The organism is Pararoseomonas sp. SCSIO 73927 (genome assembly GCF_037040815.1).
Lineage (GTDB): Bacteria > Pseudomonadota > Alphaproteobacteria > Acetobacterales > Acetobacteraceae > Roseomonas.
The window spans coordinates 1276489-1292146 of record NZ_CP146232.1; the positions used below are offsets into that span (position 1 = coordinate 1276489).

Annotated in this window: 16 protein-coding genes and 1 pseudogene; 3 read left to right on the top strand and 14 right to left on the bottom strand. The window is 72.1% G+C overall.

From position 1 onward, the window contains the following. Positions 1 to 212: 212 nt before the first annotated feature. From VQH23_RS06060 to VQH23_RS06090, 7 genes are all read right to left on the bottom strand, one after another. Positions 213 to 1070: an SDR family NAD(P)-dependent oxidoreductase gene (locus VQH23_RS06060; protein ID WP_338664731.1), complete on the bottom strand. Its 858-nt coding sequence runs from the start codon at positions 1068 to 1070 to the stop codon at positions 213 to 215. Further along, positions 1070 to 1786 (bottom strand): glutamine amidotransferase, encoded by a 717-nt coding sequence (locus VQH23_RS06065; RefSeq protein ID WP_338664732.1) that lies wholly within the window; start codon positions 1784 to 1786, stop codon positions 1070 to 1072. Before VQH23_RS06065 ends, VQH23_RS06060 begins: the two co-directional genes overlap by 1 nt. After that, positions 1783 to 2346 (bottom strand): redoxin domain-containing protein, encoded by a 564-nt coding sequence (locus tag VQH23_RS06070; RefSeq protein ID WP_338664733.1) that lies wholly within the window; start codon positions 2344 to 2346, stop codon positions 1783 to 1785. The genes VQH23_RS06065 and VQH23_RS06070 overlap by 4 nt, the downstream gene beginning before the upstream one ends. A gap of 57 nt (positions 2347 to 2403) precedes the next feature. After that, positions 2404 to 2556 carry a hypothetical protein gene (locus VQH23_RS06075; protein WP_338664734.1) on the bottom strand — a complete coding sequence of 51 codons (153 nt, stop codon included), beginning with the start codon at positions 2554 to 2556 and terminating at the stop codon, positions 2404 to 2406. Positions 2557 to 2645: 89 nt separating this feature from the next. Then, positions 2646 to 3413 (bottom strand): hypothetical protein, encoded by a 768-nt coding sequence (locus VQH23_RS06080; RefSeq protein WP_338664735.1) that lies wholly within the window; start codon positions 3411 to 3413, stop codon positions 2646 to 2648. Positions 3414 to 3428: 15 nt separating this feature from the next. After that, positions 3429 to 4115: a MarR family winged helix-turn-helix transcriptional regulator gene (locus VQH23_RS06085; protein ID WP_338664736.1), complete on the bottom strand. Its 687-nt coding sequence runs from the start codon at positions 4113 to 4115 to the stop codon at positions 3429 to 3431. A gap of 426 nt (positions 4116 to 4541) precedes the next feature. Further along, complete coding sequence (locus VQH23_RS06090; protein ID WP_338664737.1) at positions 4542 to 5999, bottom strand: PLP-dependent aminotransferase family protein; 1458 nt, start codon at positions 5997 to 5999, stop codon at positions 4542 to 4544. Between the two features lie 86 nt (positions 6000 to 6085). On the opposite strand from VQH23_RS06090, the gene VQH23_RS06095 reads away from it, so the two are divergent. Both VQH23_RS06095 and VQH23_RS06100 read left to right on the top strand, forming a co-directional pair. After that, positions 6086 to 7198, top strand: a complete 1113-nt coding sequence (locus tag VQH23_RS06095) for a catalase (RefSeq protein ID WP_338664738.1) — start codon at positions 6086 to 6088, stop codon at positions 7196 to 7198. A gap of 300 nt (positions 7199 to 7498) precedes the next feature. Next, positions 7499 to 8275, top strand: a complete 777-nt coding sequence (locus VQH23_RS06100; protein ID WP_338664739.1) for a hypothetical protein — start codon at positions 7499 to 7501, stop codon at positions 8273 to 8275. Here the strand turns inward: VQH23_RS06100 and VQH23_RS06105 are convergent. Both VQH23_RS06105 and VQH23_RS06110 read right to left on the bottom strand, forming a co-directional pair. Beyond that, the gene (locus tag VQH23_RS06105) at positions 8259 to 9449 is read right to left on the bottom strand and encodes an HPP family protein (protein WP_338664740.1); all 1191 of its coding nucleotides are present in this window, start codon (positions 9447 to 9449) and stop codon (positions 8259 to 8261) included. The two genes, VQH23_RS06100 and VQH23_RS06105, sit on opposite strands and share 17 nt — an antisense overlap. Continuing rightward, positions 9449 to 9949: an Rrf2 family transcriptional regulator gene (locus VQH23_RS06110; protein ID WP_338664741.1), complete on the bottom strand. Its 501-nt coding sequence runs from the start codon at positions 9947 to 9949 to the stop codon at positions 9449 to 9451. Before VQH23_RS06110 ends, VQH23_RS06105 begins: the two co-directional genes overlap by 1 nt. An 81-nt stretch (positions 9950 to 10030) precedes the next feature. Between VQH23_RS06110 and hmpA the strand changes: the two genes are divergently transcribed. Further along, complete coding sequence (gene hmpA, locus VQH23_RS06115; RefSeq protein ID WP_338664742.1) at positions 10031 to 11242, top strand: NO-inducible flavohemoprotein; 1212 nt, start codon at positions 10031 to 10033, stop codon at positions 11240 to 11242. A gap of 225 nt (positions 11243 to 11467) precedes the next feature. Here the strand turns inward: hmpA and VQH23_RS06120 are convergent. From VQH23_RS06120 to VQH23_RS06140, 5 genes and pseudogenes are all read right to left on the bottom strand, one after another. Further along, positions 11468 to 11685 (bottom strand): annotated as a pseudogene (locus VQH23_RS06120) (transposase); the annotation flags it as partial. Between the two features lie 278 nt (positions 11686 to 11963). After that, entirely contained in the window at positions 11964 to 12950 is a 987-nt protein-coding gene (locus VQH23_RS06125; protein WP_338664743.1) for a tripartite tricarboxylate transporter substrate-binding protein, read from the bottom strand. A 29-nt stretch (positions 12951 to 12979) separates the two neighbouring features. Continuing rightward, positions 12980 to 13861 carry an isocitrate lyase/PEP mutase family protein gene (locus VQH23_RS06130; RefSeq protein ID WP_338664744.1) on the bottom strand — a complete coding sequence of 294 codons (882 nt, stop codon included), beginning with the start codon at positions 13859 to 13861 and terminating at the stop codon, positions 12980 to 12982. Positions 13862 to 13880: 19 nt separating this feature from the next. Continuing rightward, positions 13881 to 14375, bottom strand: coding sequence for a 3-isopropylmalate dehydratase small subunit (locus VQH23_RS06135; protein ID WP_338664745.1), 495 nt, complete (start codon positions 14373 to 14375; stop codon positions 13881 to 13883). Beyond that, positions 14372 to 15655 carry an aconitase/3-isopropylmalate dehydratase large subunit family protein gene (locus tag VQH23_RS06140; RefSeq protein ID WP_338664746.1) on the bottom strand — a complete coding sequence of 428 codons (1284 nt, stop codon included), beginning with the start codon at positions 15653 to 15655 and terminating at the stop codon, positions 14372 to 14374. Before VQH23_RS06140 ends, VQH23_RS06135 begins: the two co-directional genes overlap by 4 nt. Positions 15656 to 15658: the final 3 nt, after the last annotated feature.

Consider the following 15658-nt stretch of genomic DNA (forward strand, 5'->3'; position numbering starts at 1 on the left):
GAACGTCCAGATGAGTTAGCGGCGTTTAGGTACTTTCGACATTCGCCAGGTGGAGTGTTCCCCGTCAAACCGGACAGGTGACTGGGGTGGACGAGTGGCTGGCGATGAACTCACGGGGTGAGAGCATGCGCAAGCCGGGGTGAGGATGGACGGCGTTGTAACCGTTGAACGAGGCAGGGGGTGCTCGACACAGGCGAGCATCATGTCGCGGATCATCTCGCCGCTGATGCCCGCACCGGCCGTGGCAACCCAGGCCATGACCTCGCAGGCGTGGGTGTCGACGGCGAACGCGACTTGGACCGTCTCGCCGTTCCAGCAGGGGATGGCCAAGCCGTCGGGCGCCCAGCGCTGGTTTGATGCGGATGCGACGACCTTGCCCTCTTGCGCGCGGATGATGCGCCTAGCGGTGCTGGGATGCAGCGTAGGTGGGGAGCAGCCAGGTAAGATCCATCGTCGACTCCCGTAGCTCGTCGAGCGGGAAACGGCGTTCCACGCCGGGTGCTGCGCGGCGTGCGGTCCATCGAGCGCCCGACCCAGTCGGTGCGGAACTCGCCCGGCGCCAGAGCCGTGACGCGGATGCCAAAGCTCGCCACCTCCTTGCCCAGCGCCTCCGAGATGCCCTCCAGCGCGATCTTGCTGCCGCAGTAGAAGGTGATCCCGGGCATGGTGATAAAGCCGCCCATGGAGTTGACGTTGATGATGTGGCCGCGCCCGCGCGCCCGCATGCCGGGCAGCCCCGCCTTCGTCATCGCGACGGGGCCGAAGACTTTGGCCGCGAACTGCCGCTGCAGGTCCTTTATGGAGGACTCCTCCAGCGCCTGGTCGTGCCCGTAGCCGGCGTTGTTAACGAGGACGTCGACCGGCCCGGCCTCCCTCTCCGCCGCGGTGACGGCGGCGGGGATGGCGTCGTAGTCGGTCACGTCCAGGAGCACGGGGTACACGCGGCCGAGGGCACCGATCTCCACCGGCTCCCCAACCTCCCGCTTGGCCGTAGCACTGCGGGCTTCGGGGTGACCGAAAGCGACTGCGCGGCCGACGAGCACGGCCCTGATCGCGGCCCTTCCGGCCATCACGCCCCGCTCTCAGGCAAGGCAGCGAGCCAATCGCCCATCAGCCTCCTGCCGCGCTCCGCCGCGGCCGGTCCGTGCCGGGCCGCATCGGCGCGCAGCGTCCGGGGATTCTGCCCAGAGGCCACGATCTCGGCCGCATGCCCGATCAGCCAGTGCTCAAACCCCTTGTCGGAGGCTTCCGGATGGAACTGCAGCCCGAGCCCGTGCGAGCCGAGCGCGAAGGCCTGGTTCCGGCAGGCCGGTGTCGAGGCCAACAGCTCCGCGCCCGGCGGCAGGTCGAAGGTGTCGCCGTGCCAGTGCAGCACCGGCGCACCATCGGCGAGGTGGCGCAACGGACCGCGCCCGCCCGCCGCGGTGATCGTGACGGGTGCCCACCCGATCTCCCTTGCGCCGCCCTGCATCGGGTAAACGCGGGCGCCCGAGACGCGCGCCATGAGCTGCGCGCCAAGACAGACCCCGAGGGTCGGCCGCCCTGCGGAGAGCCTGGCCTCGAGAAGGCGCAGCTCGTCGGTGAGGAAGGGATAGCGGTCCTCCTCATAGGCTCCGACCGGTCCGCCGAGCACCACGAGCAGGTCGGGCGGGGCGGGCTGCGCCGCCTGCAGATCATCCTCGCCGGCGCTCAGCACGCGGACGGCGTAGCCCGCCGCCGCGAGTGCGGGCGCGAAGGCGCCGAGGTCCTCGAAGTGCACGTGGCGGATGACGAGGGCCTGCCTCATGGGATGGCGCACCTCCCATGCGCGGCGGCGGACGCCGCGACGTCCGAGGGTCCGGCCGGGGCTCCACCCGCCTCGGCGACGAGCAGCGCAATCTCGGCGCCGAGGGCGATGTCCTCGACATGGCCGAAGTTCTGTCGCCGCAGTCGTCCCTCGGCGTCGATCAGCAGAAGAGTCGGTGTGCCCTGCATCGCGTAGGCCGCCATGGTCACCGGCGTGCGGCCGCCCCGCGGATCGGTGGCGTCGATCCCGATCGGGAAGTCGAGCCGGTACTCGTGCGCGAAGGCGGCCAGCGTCTCCGGCGTGTTCGCGGCGTGGTGCTCGAAGACGGTGTGCAGGCCGACCACGGCGACGCGGGCCGGATGGAAGGCGCGGCGCACGCGGGCGAGCTGCGGCAGCGCATGCCCGACACAGCCCGGGCAGAGCATCTGGAAGCCGAGCGCGACCACCACGCGGCCGCGCAGGTCAGCAAGCGCCAGGGGCTCGCCCTTCGGCGTGTTCAGCCACGGCCCGGAGGTGGTCCAGAGCGGCGCGGCGCGGAGCCGCGGCTTCGTCTCGGTCATGGGAGAGTGCTCCTGCGGAAGGCGCGCCCGCCCGCGCGGGATGGGCGCGCGATGGGCTCAGCCCTTCAGGTCGGCCAGGGGCGCGCCGAAGTTCACGTAGAAGGGGCGCCCATCGATCACGAAGGCGGGGACCCACGTCACCCCGGCGCTCTCGGCCTCGACGCAGACGCCGCAGCCGGCGTGGTAGAGGATGGCGGACTTCTCCGTCATGATGCTTGTCCTTGGTTCTCTGTCAGGGTCAGGGGTCGTCCGGGCGCGCGGGGGTTGCAGCCCCCGCGCGTCCAGCTTTCCGGCGCGCCTCAGCGCGTCCCGGCGGGCGCCGCCCGTCCGGGCAGGCTGAGGTCGCCGGAGGCGACGTCGAACACCTCCGCCACGCAGAGCAGCGGGGCGTGCAGGTTCGCGTTCACGCGCAACCCGGCCGTCACGCCGTCGAAGCGCGTCTCCCGTAGGCCCGGCGCCCTCGTGAGCGGGACCCGCACCTCCACCTGGCCTCCCGAGAAGACGGGCGGCAGGTCGGGGCTGGAGATCAGCAGCGGCACGCCCGGCCAGTCCTCCGGCAGGCGCGGCTGCGTGCCCGCGGGGATGTCGCGCACCTTCAGCGCGCCGGGGCCGCAAGCCGGGTCCGGCGCCATCACCACCCAGTGGCTGTGCCAGACGTCGCGATTCTCCTTCCGCCCGGGGGCGCCGTCGTCGAAGTCGGGGTGGAAGGTCACGGCCAGCGCCAGGATGCCCTGGTCCGCCTCGAAGCCGACGGCGGAGGAGTTCAGGCTGGTCGGCCAGACATAGGCGTGCACATCGCTGCCCTCGAAGCGCCCGGTCGCCGCGGGCCGCGTCTCGCCCGCGCGTCCGGCCACCTGGATGCGGAACACCCCGGTGTTGCCCTCGATGGAGATGGCGGCGCGGACGACGTCGAAATCGGCCACGCGGGTGTTGCCGCGCTGGGCCTGGATCGCACCCGCGCTGCGATGTGCCGCGTGCGGGTCCGCGGCGGCGGCGGTCCCTGCCAGGCCGAGGGCGAGCGCCCCCGTTGCCGCGGCCAGGGACCAGCGGCGGTTCTTCGGTCTCATGATCTTGTGTCCTCTCTAGTTCGGTGGGCTGGCGCCCGGTGCACCGCTGGTGAAGCGGGCCCAGACGACCTCGGCCTCGGCGGGCGGGAGCGGGTCCTGCTCCGGGCAGTCGAGGCGGAGGTGGCGGTCGCCGAAGGGGGCATCGACATAGGCGCAGTGGTGCGGCGCCAGGGCGTCCCCGTGGGCGTAGGGTCTGAAGTGACGGCAGGTGACGCAGAGCCGCGCGGGCGCGATGGCGCCGCGCGCCTGCAGGCCGCGGATCATCTTCACGACGAGGCGCAGCAGCATCTCCTGCTCGGCCGGCGAGAGGTCGGCCGCCGTGTCGAGCAGCATCGCCGGCCAGTCGCCGGCATCGCTGGCCGCGGCCTGGCCTTCCCCCGTCAGCACGAGCCCGGAGGCGCGGGCGTCGCGCGGGTCGGGCTGGCGGGCGACCAGGCCCTTACGCTCGAGGGCCGCAACGGCGTCGCTGGCGGTGGGGCGGCTGACCGCGAGCTGCTCCGCCACCTCGGAGAGGCGCGGGGCGTGGCGGCCGGGACCGCCGCGCGCGGCGATGACGGCAAGCGCCTGCGCCTGGGTAGGCGTGAGGCCGCGCGCCTCGCCGAGGCGCCATTGGCCGGCGCGGAGCGCGGCCGAGAGGCGCGACAGCCCGGACGCGAGACGGCGGGAGAGCGGCTCGGAAAGGGTGTCGAACACAGCGGTCATAGGGAAAGAATAAGAAGGACTCCTAACCACACAAGCGTTCAATACGCTCTCGATGAAGAACGAAGCCGTGACGCGTCGACCGGCGAGGGAAAGGCGGGTCTCTACCGGAGAAGCGGTGTTCTCTGACATGCCTCTCTCCTCAGAGCTGGGCGGCCGGCGGTACGAGCCCGGCAGACGCCAGAGCCACTGCGGGGTGTTCGGGCCGGCCGGATTTCGGCCGCGCCGACAGGCGATCCCGAGTGCGTGGACTAGCTGGCGAACCGGAGGGGCCGAAAGGTCCGGTTCCCAGAAGACGGATGGTCCGGTTGCACAACTCCCCCTCTTCCATCGAAGGAGAACGGCGCGATGCCGGCAGACGAGGGACGGTGCTGAACCCTGGCGCCCGTTCAACGCCCGAGCAGCGGGAACGGGGCAACTGGTGGACCGCTACCGCGGCCTGCTCCGGGCGAGGATCCGCACGGCATTCTCCATCTCCGCACCGTTGAGCGACGCGAAGCCCAGGCGGAACGCGTTCTGCATGCCCTCTGCACCGAGCGCGAAGCGGACGCCGGACGAGACCGCGAGCCCCTGGTGCAGCGCCTCCGATGCCCAGAGCTCCGCGTCGATGTCGCGCCTCACGGACGTCCAGATCGCCAGGCCGCCTGCAGGAAGGTGGAAGGAGAGCGCGTCGCCGAGCTCACGCCTCAGGCCGGAGACCAGCAGGTCGCGCCGTTCCAGGTAGATCTTGCGCGCCCTGCGTGCGTGCCGGGCGAGCTCGCCGTCCTGCAGCAGCTCGGCGATCCCGATCTCGAGCGGCACGTCGCCCTGGCGGTCGATGGCCTGGCGCGCGGCGGTCATCCGGCGGAGCCGGTCGGGCGAGGCGACGACGTAGCCCAGCCGTAGGCCGGGCGCGAGGAGCTTCGAGAGGGAACCGAGGTAGATGACCGGGCTTTCCGAGCTGAACGAGGCCGAGGCGGCCAGGGGCAGGATCGGCCGGCCCTCGAAGCGGTAGTCCTGATCGTAGTCGTCCTCGATGACGGTCAGGTTGTGCTCGGCGGCGGCCGCCAGCAGGGCGAGGCGCCGCCCGGCGCCGAGGGTGACGGTGGTCGGGTACTGGTGGTGCGGCGTGACGAGCACGCCGCGAAGGGTCCTCTCCCGCCCGGCCAGGTCGCGGAGCGCGTCGACGCTGATCCCCTCGCGGTCGACGGGCGTCCCGACCACACGCGCCCCGGCCATCCGGAAAGCTTCCCAGGCGAGAGGATAGCCCGGGTCCTCCACGGCGATGGCGGCCGGCTCGGTCCCGGCGATGGCCCGCGCGGCGAGAAACAGGCCCATCTGGCTCCCGCGCGTCAGCAGGATGTCCTCGGGGCCGACCGCGAGCCCGCGCGTGCTGGCCAGCAACTCCGCCAGAGCCCGCCGCAGCTTCGGGCTGCCCTGTGGGTCTCCGTAGCCCTGCGCCTCGAGAAAGGCCGGCGAGGGAAGCGCGCGCCGGAAGGCCCGCGCCAGTTCGGAGGCAGGCAGAAGGCGCGGGTCGGGAGTGCCGTCCGAGAGCACGAACCGGGGCGGCCGTTCCGCCGGGTGGGCGCGAACACCGGGATTGTGTCCGGGCGTGACAGTCGCCACCGCGGAGGAGGGTGGGATCGCGTCGGGCAGATCCTCGGCCACGGTGGCGCCGCGGGACGGGTGCACGCGGATCCAGCCCTGAAGGGCCAGCTCGTTGTAGGCCGCAACGACCGTGTTGCGGTTGACCTTGAGTTGCGCCGCCAGCGCCCGGGTGCCGGGCAGCCTTGCACCGCGCCTCAGCCGGCCGCGCTGGATTCCCTGGATCAGCGCGCGCGCGATCCGAAGGAAGAGCGGCGTGCCGGGCTCGTTCTCCAGCTCAAAGGCCTGCGAAGGTCGCGACAACCGGACCACCCAAATTCCACGAACCGGCTCTACCAGACGGTCCGGTTCCCCGGATAGTCCGGAAAGCCCCGTCAGAGGTCGCCGCCATGCCCTCCGCTGCCATTGCCCTTCGCAACATCCAGGCCCCGACAGATCCGGCCCTGCCCGCCACCGACGGGGCGGTGCCGTCGGGGGTGGTGGAGCGTGCCCAGACCTGCCGGCCGCTCGGCCGCACCGGCCGTGCTGCCCTGCTCTCCGCGGCCCTCCTGCTTGCGGCGGTGCTCCCGGCCGCGGCCAATGCCCAGCCGACCCAGGCTGCCGACGCGGAGCAGATCGTGGACGCGCTTCGCGCCAATGCGGGCCACCTCCCTCATATCCGGCCGACATTCGCCAAGGGGCAGTGCGTGACCGGCGGCTTCGAGCCCTCCGGGGAGGCCGCGCACGTCACGCGCTCCGTCAGCTTCACCAGGCCCGGGCGCATCACCGGCCGCTTCTCCGTGGGTGGCGGCAATCCGGCTGTCGCCGATACGAACAGGGCCGTTCTCCGCGGCTTCAGCTTTCGCATCGAGACGGGCGACGCCGCGTCGGAGTTCCTGATGGAGAACGCGCCCGTCCACTTCGCCCGGTCGCAGGATCAGATGCTCGCCTTCCTGCGGGCACGTGCCCCCGGCCCGGGCGGCAGCCCCGATCCGGCACGGGTCCGGACCTTCTCCGAGGCGAATGACGAGACGCTGAACCAGGCGCGCTTCGTCGCGGGCAGGCCGTTCCCCGGCAGCTTCGCCGGCACGACCTACTGGGGCGTGCACGCCTATCCCGCGACGAACGCGCAGGGCGCCACGCGCTTCATCAAGTTCAAGGTCGTGCCGGCCGAAGGCGAGGTGACGCTCTCCGACGAGGAGGCGCGCTCCAGGCCCGGCGACTTCCTGCAGCGTGACCTGGAGCAGCGGGTCGCAGCGCGTCGCGTCCGGTTCGACGTCCTCGCGCTTCTCGCGCGGCCCGGCGACCAGACGACGGATGTCACCCTGCGCTGGCCCGACGAGGACGCCCACGAGGCCGTCCGGCTCGGGTCGATCGCGATCACCGCGCTGGAGCCCAACGAGACCTGCGACGCCGGCTTTTTCGATCCGTCCCGTCTCGCGGAGGGGATCGGCCTTCCCACCGACGACATCTTCGTGGCCCGGCTCACGGCCTACGCGATCTCGTTCGGGAAGAGGCGCTGATCCTCGCCCGCCCGCAGGGCCACGCGGAGGCCGAGGCACTTTGCCCGGCCTTCCGCCCGGCAGGCCTGTAGCCAAGATCCGCGCGGGGACGCTTCGGCCGGCACCGAAGCCTGCGCCCGGCGGTCCGCGCCATAGCGTCGGCGTTCACCGCATCGGGACATCTCCATGGCTGCGCCGAGGCCGGTTCCAAGCATTCTCGCTCAGGCATGGCCGGGATGGCTGGGGGGCGCTGCCCGACTTGCCGTACGGCGCCGACCTCCCGCGCGGGCCTCTGGGCCTAACCGGGCCGTCCCGGCCCTCATGGCGGCACTGCTCCTGCTCTCACCCTACCCGGCACCAGCGCAGGGCGCGATCTTCCTCCCGACGGCGGGAGGGAACGTCCTGCTCTCCCTGCCAGCTTCCGGGGTGGCCCCTGTTCCCGTCGTCCTGATCCTGCCGGACCAGCTCGGCGCGGATGGACGGGAGCGGCCCTACGCGGAACGCCTCCTGGAGGGCGGCATCGCGGTTCTCACGGTGGAGATGGAAGGCACCGAGGCGGCCGCGCTGCTACGGAACTCGCCGTGGCTGCGGGACATCGTCCGCAGGATCGCGCCCGGGCGCCTGGACGGCTCGCGCATCGGCCTTCTCGGTTTTGGTGGAGGAGGGCGCGCGGCGCTCAGTGCACCGGCGGACCTGCCGGTGGCGGCGCTCTACCCGTCCTGCGCCGGGCTGACCTCCCTTGGCCGCACGGCACCAGCATTGGTGCTGCATCCCGACGACCCGGCCGAGACGGTGGCGTGCCGCCATCTCGCTCCCCTCGCCGAGGTGCTGGAGGGCGCCGCGCACGGGTGGGACCACGGGCAGGGCCCCTGGGCTAACACGACGTCGATGATGCCCCACCCCGACGGATCAGGTGCGCGCATTCCCGCGCGCGGCGATCACTGGGCAACGGAGGAGGCGGCCGGGCGCGTCCTGCGGCACTTCACGGCCTTCTTCGGGCGGGGGACGGTGCCGGTCCGTCCCTCCGAAGGCCCGTTCCACGCAGCCGCGGGACCCGAGGTGGGGATCCCGGCCGGGGCGGTCAGGCCGCGGCGCTGACCTTTCCGGCGCCGGAGACCAGGCCGCCCCGGTAGAGGGCGGCAATCAGGTCGGACTGGGCGATGATGCCGGACAGCTTGCCGTGGTGGTCGACAACGGGGACGTGGCGGAACCCCGCATCCGCCATCAGCGGTACCAGTTCTCCGATATGGGTGCCTTCCGCCACCGTCCGGATGCCGCGCGGCATGATCTGCCCGACAACCTCCGGCCGGTCCGCGTGCAGCGTCGTCAGCCGGCGGATCACCTGTCGGAAGCGCGCCTTGAGGCTGTCGTAGTGATCGAGTTCCGGTCGCTTCATGAAGTCCAGGTCGGACACCATCCCGATCACGCGGCGCACGGGGTCGATCACGGGCAGGGCGCGGATGTCGTGCCGGCGCAGCAGCATCCAGGCCTCTGCGAGTGTCGTCCTGTACTGCACGGCGATCACGTCGCGCGACATGATGTCCCCGCAGGTGATCTCCCCGAAGCGGCGCCGGTAGGCGTGCATCTCCGCCTTCTGCACCAGGGCGTCGAGGTCGTCGCGGCCGACGTCGAAAACGCCGTCGTGGTTCCGCAGGACGGCATCCAGGTCCTCCGGCCGCACACCCACGCGCTGCATGGGGCTGCGGTCTGCGGTCCCGTGCGGATGGCCCCGCGCCGCGCGTTGAGAGGACGGATAGGGCCGGCGGGTCGCGTTGTTGAACGCGACGGCGGCGAGCATGAGCACCAGGGAGTTCAGCGCGACGGGCGAGAGGGCGAAGTGGTAGCCGGCCCCGGTCACCGCCTGTCCGCCGAGCACCGCCGTCAGCGCGATCGCCCCGCCGGGCGGGTGGAGGCAGCGCAGCGCGAACATCGCCCCGATCGCGAGCGCGCCGGCCAGGGGCGCGGCGAGGAGCGGGTCCGGGATCCACTGCGCGCAGGTGACGCCGACCAGGGCGGAGAGGGTGTTGCCACCCAGGATCGACCAGGGTTGCGCCAGCGGGCTGGACGGCACGGCGAAGAGCAGCACCGCCGAGGCGCCGAGCGGTGCGATCAGCAGCGGCACCCCTTGGCCAGCGAGGCCAGGGCCCGCCAGCCAGGTGCAGGCCAGGCCGGCCACAAGCAATCCGACGAGAGCGCCGCAGCAGCCGCGCAGCCGCTCCGTCAGGCCGGCCCCCATCGGCGCCGGGAGAAAGGCCCGTAGCCAGTCACGCATCACAGGGCGGCCTCGCCCGGTGCGCTGCCTTCGGCCACGGCAGGCAGGAGACCCAGCCGGGCGGCGATGGAGAGGCGCGTGGGCCCGCCGATCAGCTCCGCCAGCGTGGCCTTGTCCAGCACGGCCATGAAGGCCGCCAGGGCCTCGCCCAGCAGGGACTGAAGCCGGCACACGTTGATCAGCGCGCAGCCGCCCGCGCCCCCACCAGCCCCACCGGGCGGCTGGAAGCAGGCGACCAGGGCCAGATCGTCCTCGGTGAAGCGCACCACGTCGCCGACGCAGATCTCCTCCGGCGGGCGCGCCAGCCGCAGCCCGCCGCCTCGCCCGCGTGCCGTCTCCACGAAGCCCCCGCGCCCGAGGTTGTGGATCACCTTCACCAGATGGTTCTCCGAGATCCGATGCGCCTCCGCGATCTCCCGGATCGAGACGCGCCGGTCCTGCCTCAGCCCGAGATAGATGAGCGCCCGCAGCGCGTAGTCGGTGTGAAGGGTCAGCCTCATAAAAGAAGGTGTAGCGCCTTTACACCTTCTGGGCAGCAACATAGAAAGGTGCATCTATCATGCACCTTTAAGGAGCTGCCCATGCCCCGCCCGCTCACGGACCGGACCATCGCCATTGTGAAGGCCACCGTCCCGGCGCTGGAGGCGCACGGCCTTGCCATCACCGGCCGCATGTATGAGCGGCTGTTCGAGAACGAGGCGATCCGGGCTCTGTTCAACGCGTCCCATCACGGCGAGACGGGCTCTCAGCCCCGGGCGCTCGCTGGCGCCGTGCTCGCCTTCGCGCGGAACGTCGACAACCCCGCCGTGCTCGGCCCCGCCCTGGAGCGAATCGCGCAGAAGCATGTCGGGCTGAACATCCTGGAGGAGCACTACCCCTTCGTCGCCACCGCGCTGCTGGGCGCCATCGCGGACGTGCTGGGCGAGGCCGCGACGCCGGAGATCCTGGACGCATGGGGCGAGGCCTACTGGTTCCTGGCCGGGCTGCTGATCGGCCGCGAGAAGAGGATCTACGCGGGGCACGCGGCCGCCCCCGGCGGTTGGGTCGGCTGGCGCGACTTCGTGGTGACGGAGAGGAGGGCGGAGAGCGAGATCATCACCTCCTTCATCCTCACGCCCGCGGATGGCGGCCCGGTGCTGCGCCACCGCCCCGGCGAGTACCTGACCTTCTGGCTGGAGGTCCCGGGACACGCGCCCCTCAAGCGCAACTACAGCATCTCCTCGGCCCCGGATTCCCGGAGCTACCGCATTAGCGTCAAGCGCGAGCCCATGGGCGTCGCTTCCGGCTGGCTGCACGATGCGGTGCGGCCCGGCACCCGGCTCAAGGTGGCCGCGCCCGCCGGGGACTTCGTCCTGCCGGAGGAGCCGCCGCGCCCCGTGGTGCTGCTCAGCGGCGGTGTCGGCGTGACGCCCCTGCTCAGCATGCTGCACGCCGTCGCCGGGCGCCCCGGCGCGGCCGCGCACTTCGTCCACGGCACCCTCTCCGGCGCTACCCACGCGCTGGGCGAGGAGGCGCGCGCCCTGGCCGCCGCCTCGGGCGGCCGTATCACTGCCAGCACCTTCTACGAGGCTCCGCGCCCCGAGGACGTGGTGGGCCGCGACTACGACGAGGCCGGCCGGATCACCCCGGACTGGCTGCGCGCCAACACGCCCCTGGCCGGGGCCGACTACTACCTCTGCGGCCCGCGCCCCTTCCTGCGCGATTTCGCAGCGGGGCTGACCGCGCTCGGCGTTCCCGCCGGCCAAATCCATTACGAGTTCTTCGGTCCCGCCGACGAGCTCCTTGCCGCGTGAACGACGGGTGGTCTTCCGCGGCAGGATCATCGGATGCGGAAAGGCAGCTGGTCGGTGCCTGGTGACTTGGCCGCAACCGTTCGGACGGTTCCTCCGGTCCACCGGGCTCAGGTCTCACCTATCCAGAAACGTACGGTGCCGGCGGAGAGGAAGGGGTGGGCGCATCGGCCGCGGCGCATGGCGGTGCCAGCGCCAGCTTTTCAGGCGCGCGAACATGATCTCGATGCGGCGTCGCTGCCGATAGAGGGTCTTGTGCGGCCCGCACCCGGCCGGGGCATCGCGCCAGCGCAGCCCGTTGCGGGTGAGATGATGATGCCGCTGACCACGCGCTGATCGTCGACCCGCGGCACCCCATGCGAGGCCGGGACGTACGGCCGAACCCACCGGCCCCATGCCTTCGTCAGCCAGAACAGGTCATCCGTGGCAGCACCTCCGGCCGCCAAGGAAGCATCCCATCAGATCAGGCGCTGCAGGAGGCGGTCGCTGGACCGGCGCTGCGTGAGCGCCTAACGGAGTGGGCAGTTTCGGCGTGATCAAGCGTCCGGCCGAGTTCGCTCGCCGCACCTCGGACCATGGCGCCCGTCTTGACCGCGCGGCTCGCAAGGGTCCCCTGGTCAGGGCCGGCAAGGACGACGCGGTCGGATGCCGCGAGACCTCGAGCACCTCGGAACGCTTGCACGATCCTGGTGGCGAACGATCCGGCGCGGAAGGATCGGCGGCCCTACTCCTGCCGGATGCCGCCCTCCCGGATCACCGGCGTCCAGGTGTCGTACTCCTTCCGCAGGAAGCCCGCGAAATCCTCGCGGCTGCCACCGACGACGCTCCCGGCCTGCGCATTGAACACCGCGTCCCGCACCTCCGGCAGGGCCGCGATCCCGGCGAAAACCTCGTTGACGCGCTGGGCCAGCTCCGGCGCCATGCCGGCCGGGGCGGCCACCCCGTACCAAACGCCGATGTCGAAGCCGGGCAAGATGTCGCTTACCGGCGGTACTCCCGGCATGGCCGGGCTGCCGCCGGGGTTCCCCATGGCGATCGGCCGGATCGCGCCCTCCCTCAGCATCTGCAGTGCCGAGGAGAGGGTAGGGAAGCCGAGCTGGGTCTCGTTCCGCATCACGGAGGTGACGATCTCCGACCCGCTGCGATAGGGAATGTGGACCATGGAGATCCCGGCGCGGCGGCAGAGCAGGGCCATGAAGAGGTGGCTGCCATTGCCCACGCCCGCCGAGGCGTAGGTGTAGGCGTCCGGCCGCGACTTCGCCCGGGCAATCACCTCCGCCACCGTCCTCTCCTGCACGGAGGGGTGGGCGAAGAACACGGCCGGCAGGTTCACAAGATGGATGATCGGCGTGAAGGCCGTCATCGGGTCATAGCCGAGGCGGGGGTTCAGCTCCTTGCCGATGGCGTTGGCGCCGATATCGGCCATCAGCAGGATGTTCCCGTCAGGCCGCTGGCCAGCGACATAGGCGCCGCCCACCAGCCCACCCGCGCCGGCACGGTTCTCCACCACCAGGGTCTGGCCGTTGGCGAAGCGCGGGAAGTGCTGCGCCACCTGCCGCGCCAGCGTGTCGGAGGCGCCGCCGGGGGTAAAGGGCACCACCAGCGTCACCGGCCGGTCCGGCCAGGCGGCGCGCTGGGCCAGGGCCGGGGCGGCGAGCAGCCCGGCGGCGGCCGTACCGAGGGCGCGGCGGGTGAGGATCGGTCCTGTCATGGTCGGCTCCTTCACGGCGGGGCGGCGGGCTACTCGGCCGCCTGCTTGCGATCGGGGCGCGCCCACTTCGCGTCGAACTCCCACACCTCGGGGAAGCCCATCAGATCGTTCATCGCGCTGAACGGGTAGATGTCCAGCCCGCGGCTGTCGCCCTGCCGGAGCAGGTGGCCATAGGCCTCCTCCAGCACCTTCGCGACGCTCAGGAAGCCGATGGCGGGGTAGATCGCGACGTTGTAGCCGATGGACTTCAGCACCTCCGCCGGGAGGATCGGCGTGCGGCCGCCGCCATCGACGTTGTTCGCGAGCAGGGGGGCGTCGATCTCGCCGCCGATGCGGCGCATCTCCTCCTCGCTCTCCGGGCTCTCGATGAAGACGATGTCGGCGCCCGCCTTCGCGTAGAGCTTGCCGCGGCGGATCGCCTCGTCCAGGCCGAGGGTGGTGCGGGCATCGGTGCGGGCGATGATGAGGAAGTTGTCGCTCTTCCGCGCCTCCGCGGCGACCTCGATCTTCAGCGCCATTTCCTCGGCGGGGATCACGCGGCGGCCGGGGGTGTGGCCGCACTTCTTCGGAACCTCCTGGTCCTCGATCTGGATGGCCGTCACGCCGCCGGCCTCGTAGCCCATCACGGTGTGGCGCACGTTCAGCAGGCCGCCGTAGCCCGTGTCGGCATCCGCGATCACGGGGGTGGTGCTGCCCCCCGCGAAGCGGGCCATGCGGCTGACCATGTCCGTGAAAGTCGCAATCCCCGCATCCGGCACGCCGAGATGGGAGGCGACGGTGCCGTAGCCCGTGGCGTAGAGGGCGGTGAAGCCCATGCGGTCCGCCACGCGGGCGGAGATCATGTCGAAGATGCCGGGGGCGACGACGAACTCGCCGGCCTTGATGGCGGCCTTGAGGCGGGGATCAGCCATGGGGTGTCTCCTGGTTGGTTCAGTTTGAGAGGGCGGCGCGGACGCGCGGCACCAGCCCGCCGGCGGCGAGGATGGCGCGCACCTCCTCGCCCAGGGGCTGGGCCTGCCAGGCGCGGTCGCCCTGGCGGATGGTGGCGGTGGCGAGGTCGATGCTGGCCGTCTCTCCGAGCCGCAGGGCGCCGGCCGCCTCCGGGCAGACCAGCACGGGCAGGCCGAGGTTGATCGCGTTGCGGTAGAAGATGCGGGCGGCGCTGGCGGCAACCACCGCGCCGATGCCGGCCGCGCGCAGCGCCACCACCGCGTGCTCGCGCGAGGAGCCGCAGCCGAAGTTGCGGCCGGCGGCGAGGATGTCGCCGGGGCGGACGCGATCGGCGAAGCCGGGATCCAGGCCTTCCAGGCAGTGGGCGCGCAGCTCCTCGGGCCTCCGCAGGGCAAGGTAGCGGCCGGGGAGGATGACGTCGGTGTTCACCTCGTCGCCGAGGCGGTGGACGCTGCCTTGCAGGGGGTCGCTCATGCCGCCTCCGCCGCGTCGCGCAGGTCCTCGGGCGGGGTGATCTCGCCGGCGACGGCGGCCGTGGCGGCGACCCAGGCATTGGCGAGGAAGACCTGGGAATCCGGGTCGCCCATGCGGCCGCGGTAGTTGCGGTTGGTGGTGGCGATCGCCGTCTCCCCCGCCGAGAGGATGCCCATGTGCCCGCCGAAGCAGGCGCCGCAGGTGGGGGTGGAGACGGCGGCGCCGGCGGCCGCCAGCGCGTCCAGCAGCCCCTCCGCCAGGGCCTGGCGCCAGATGCGCTGCGTGGCCGGCACCACGACAAGCCGCACGCCGGGGGCGACGCGACGGCCCCGCAGGACCGAGGCCGCCTGGCGCAGGTCCTCGATCGTGCCGTTGGAGCAGTTTCCGATATAGACCTGGTCCACCCGCTGGCCGCGCAGCGCCCCCACCGGCACGCCGTTGGCGGGGGATGGCGGCTTCGCCACGAGGGGGGAGAGGGCGCCGAGGTCGATCGCGATGCGCTGCCGGTAGACGGCGCCTGGGTCGGCCGCGACGGGCGGGCCGTTCGGCGCGCCGGTGGCGGCATTGCGCGCGGCGGAGAGGGCGTCGCCCTCCAGCACGCAGGTGTCGGCGCCGGCCTCAACCGCCATGTTCGCCACGGCCATGCGCGCGTCTACGGAAAGGTTTGCGAGGCCGGGGCCACCGAACTCCAGCGCGGCATCGGCGGCGCCGTCCGAGCCGATCCGGCGGATCACCTCCAGGATCACGTCCTTCCCCGCCACGTAGGGGCCGGGCGCGCCCGTCAGCTCCACGCGGATGGAATCCGGCACGCGCATCCAGGACTTCCCCATGGCCAGCGCCGCGGCGAGGTCGGTGGAGCCGAAGCCGATGCCGAGCGCGTTGAAGGCGCCGGCGGTGCAGGTGTGGCTGTCCGCGCCGAAGACGATGCTGCCGTGGCCGACCATGCCGAGCTCCGCCAGCAGCGTGTGCTCGATCCCGCCATTGCCGGGCTCGTAGTAGTGGGGGATGCCGTGACGGGCGGCGAAGTCACGCGTCATGCGGATGGCGGCCGCGGCGGCGACGTTCGGCGCGGGGGCGAAGTGGTCGGCCACCAGCACGACGCGCTCCGGGTCGAAGACGCGGGCCGCGCCCATCTCCGCGAAGCTCTCGAAGGCGAGCGGGCCGGAGACGTCGTTCAAAAGGACGACGTCCGGACGGACCGTGACGATCTCGCCCGCGCGGGCGGTCCCGCCGGTGGCGTGGGCTGCGAGGATTTTCTCGGTGATGGTGTGGGCGGCCAAGCC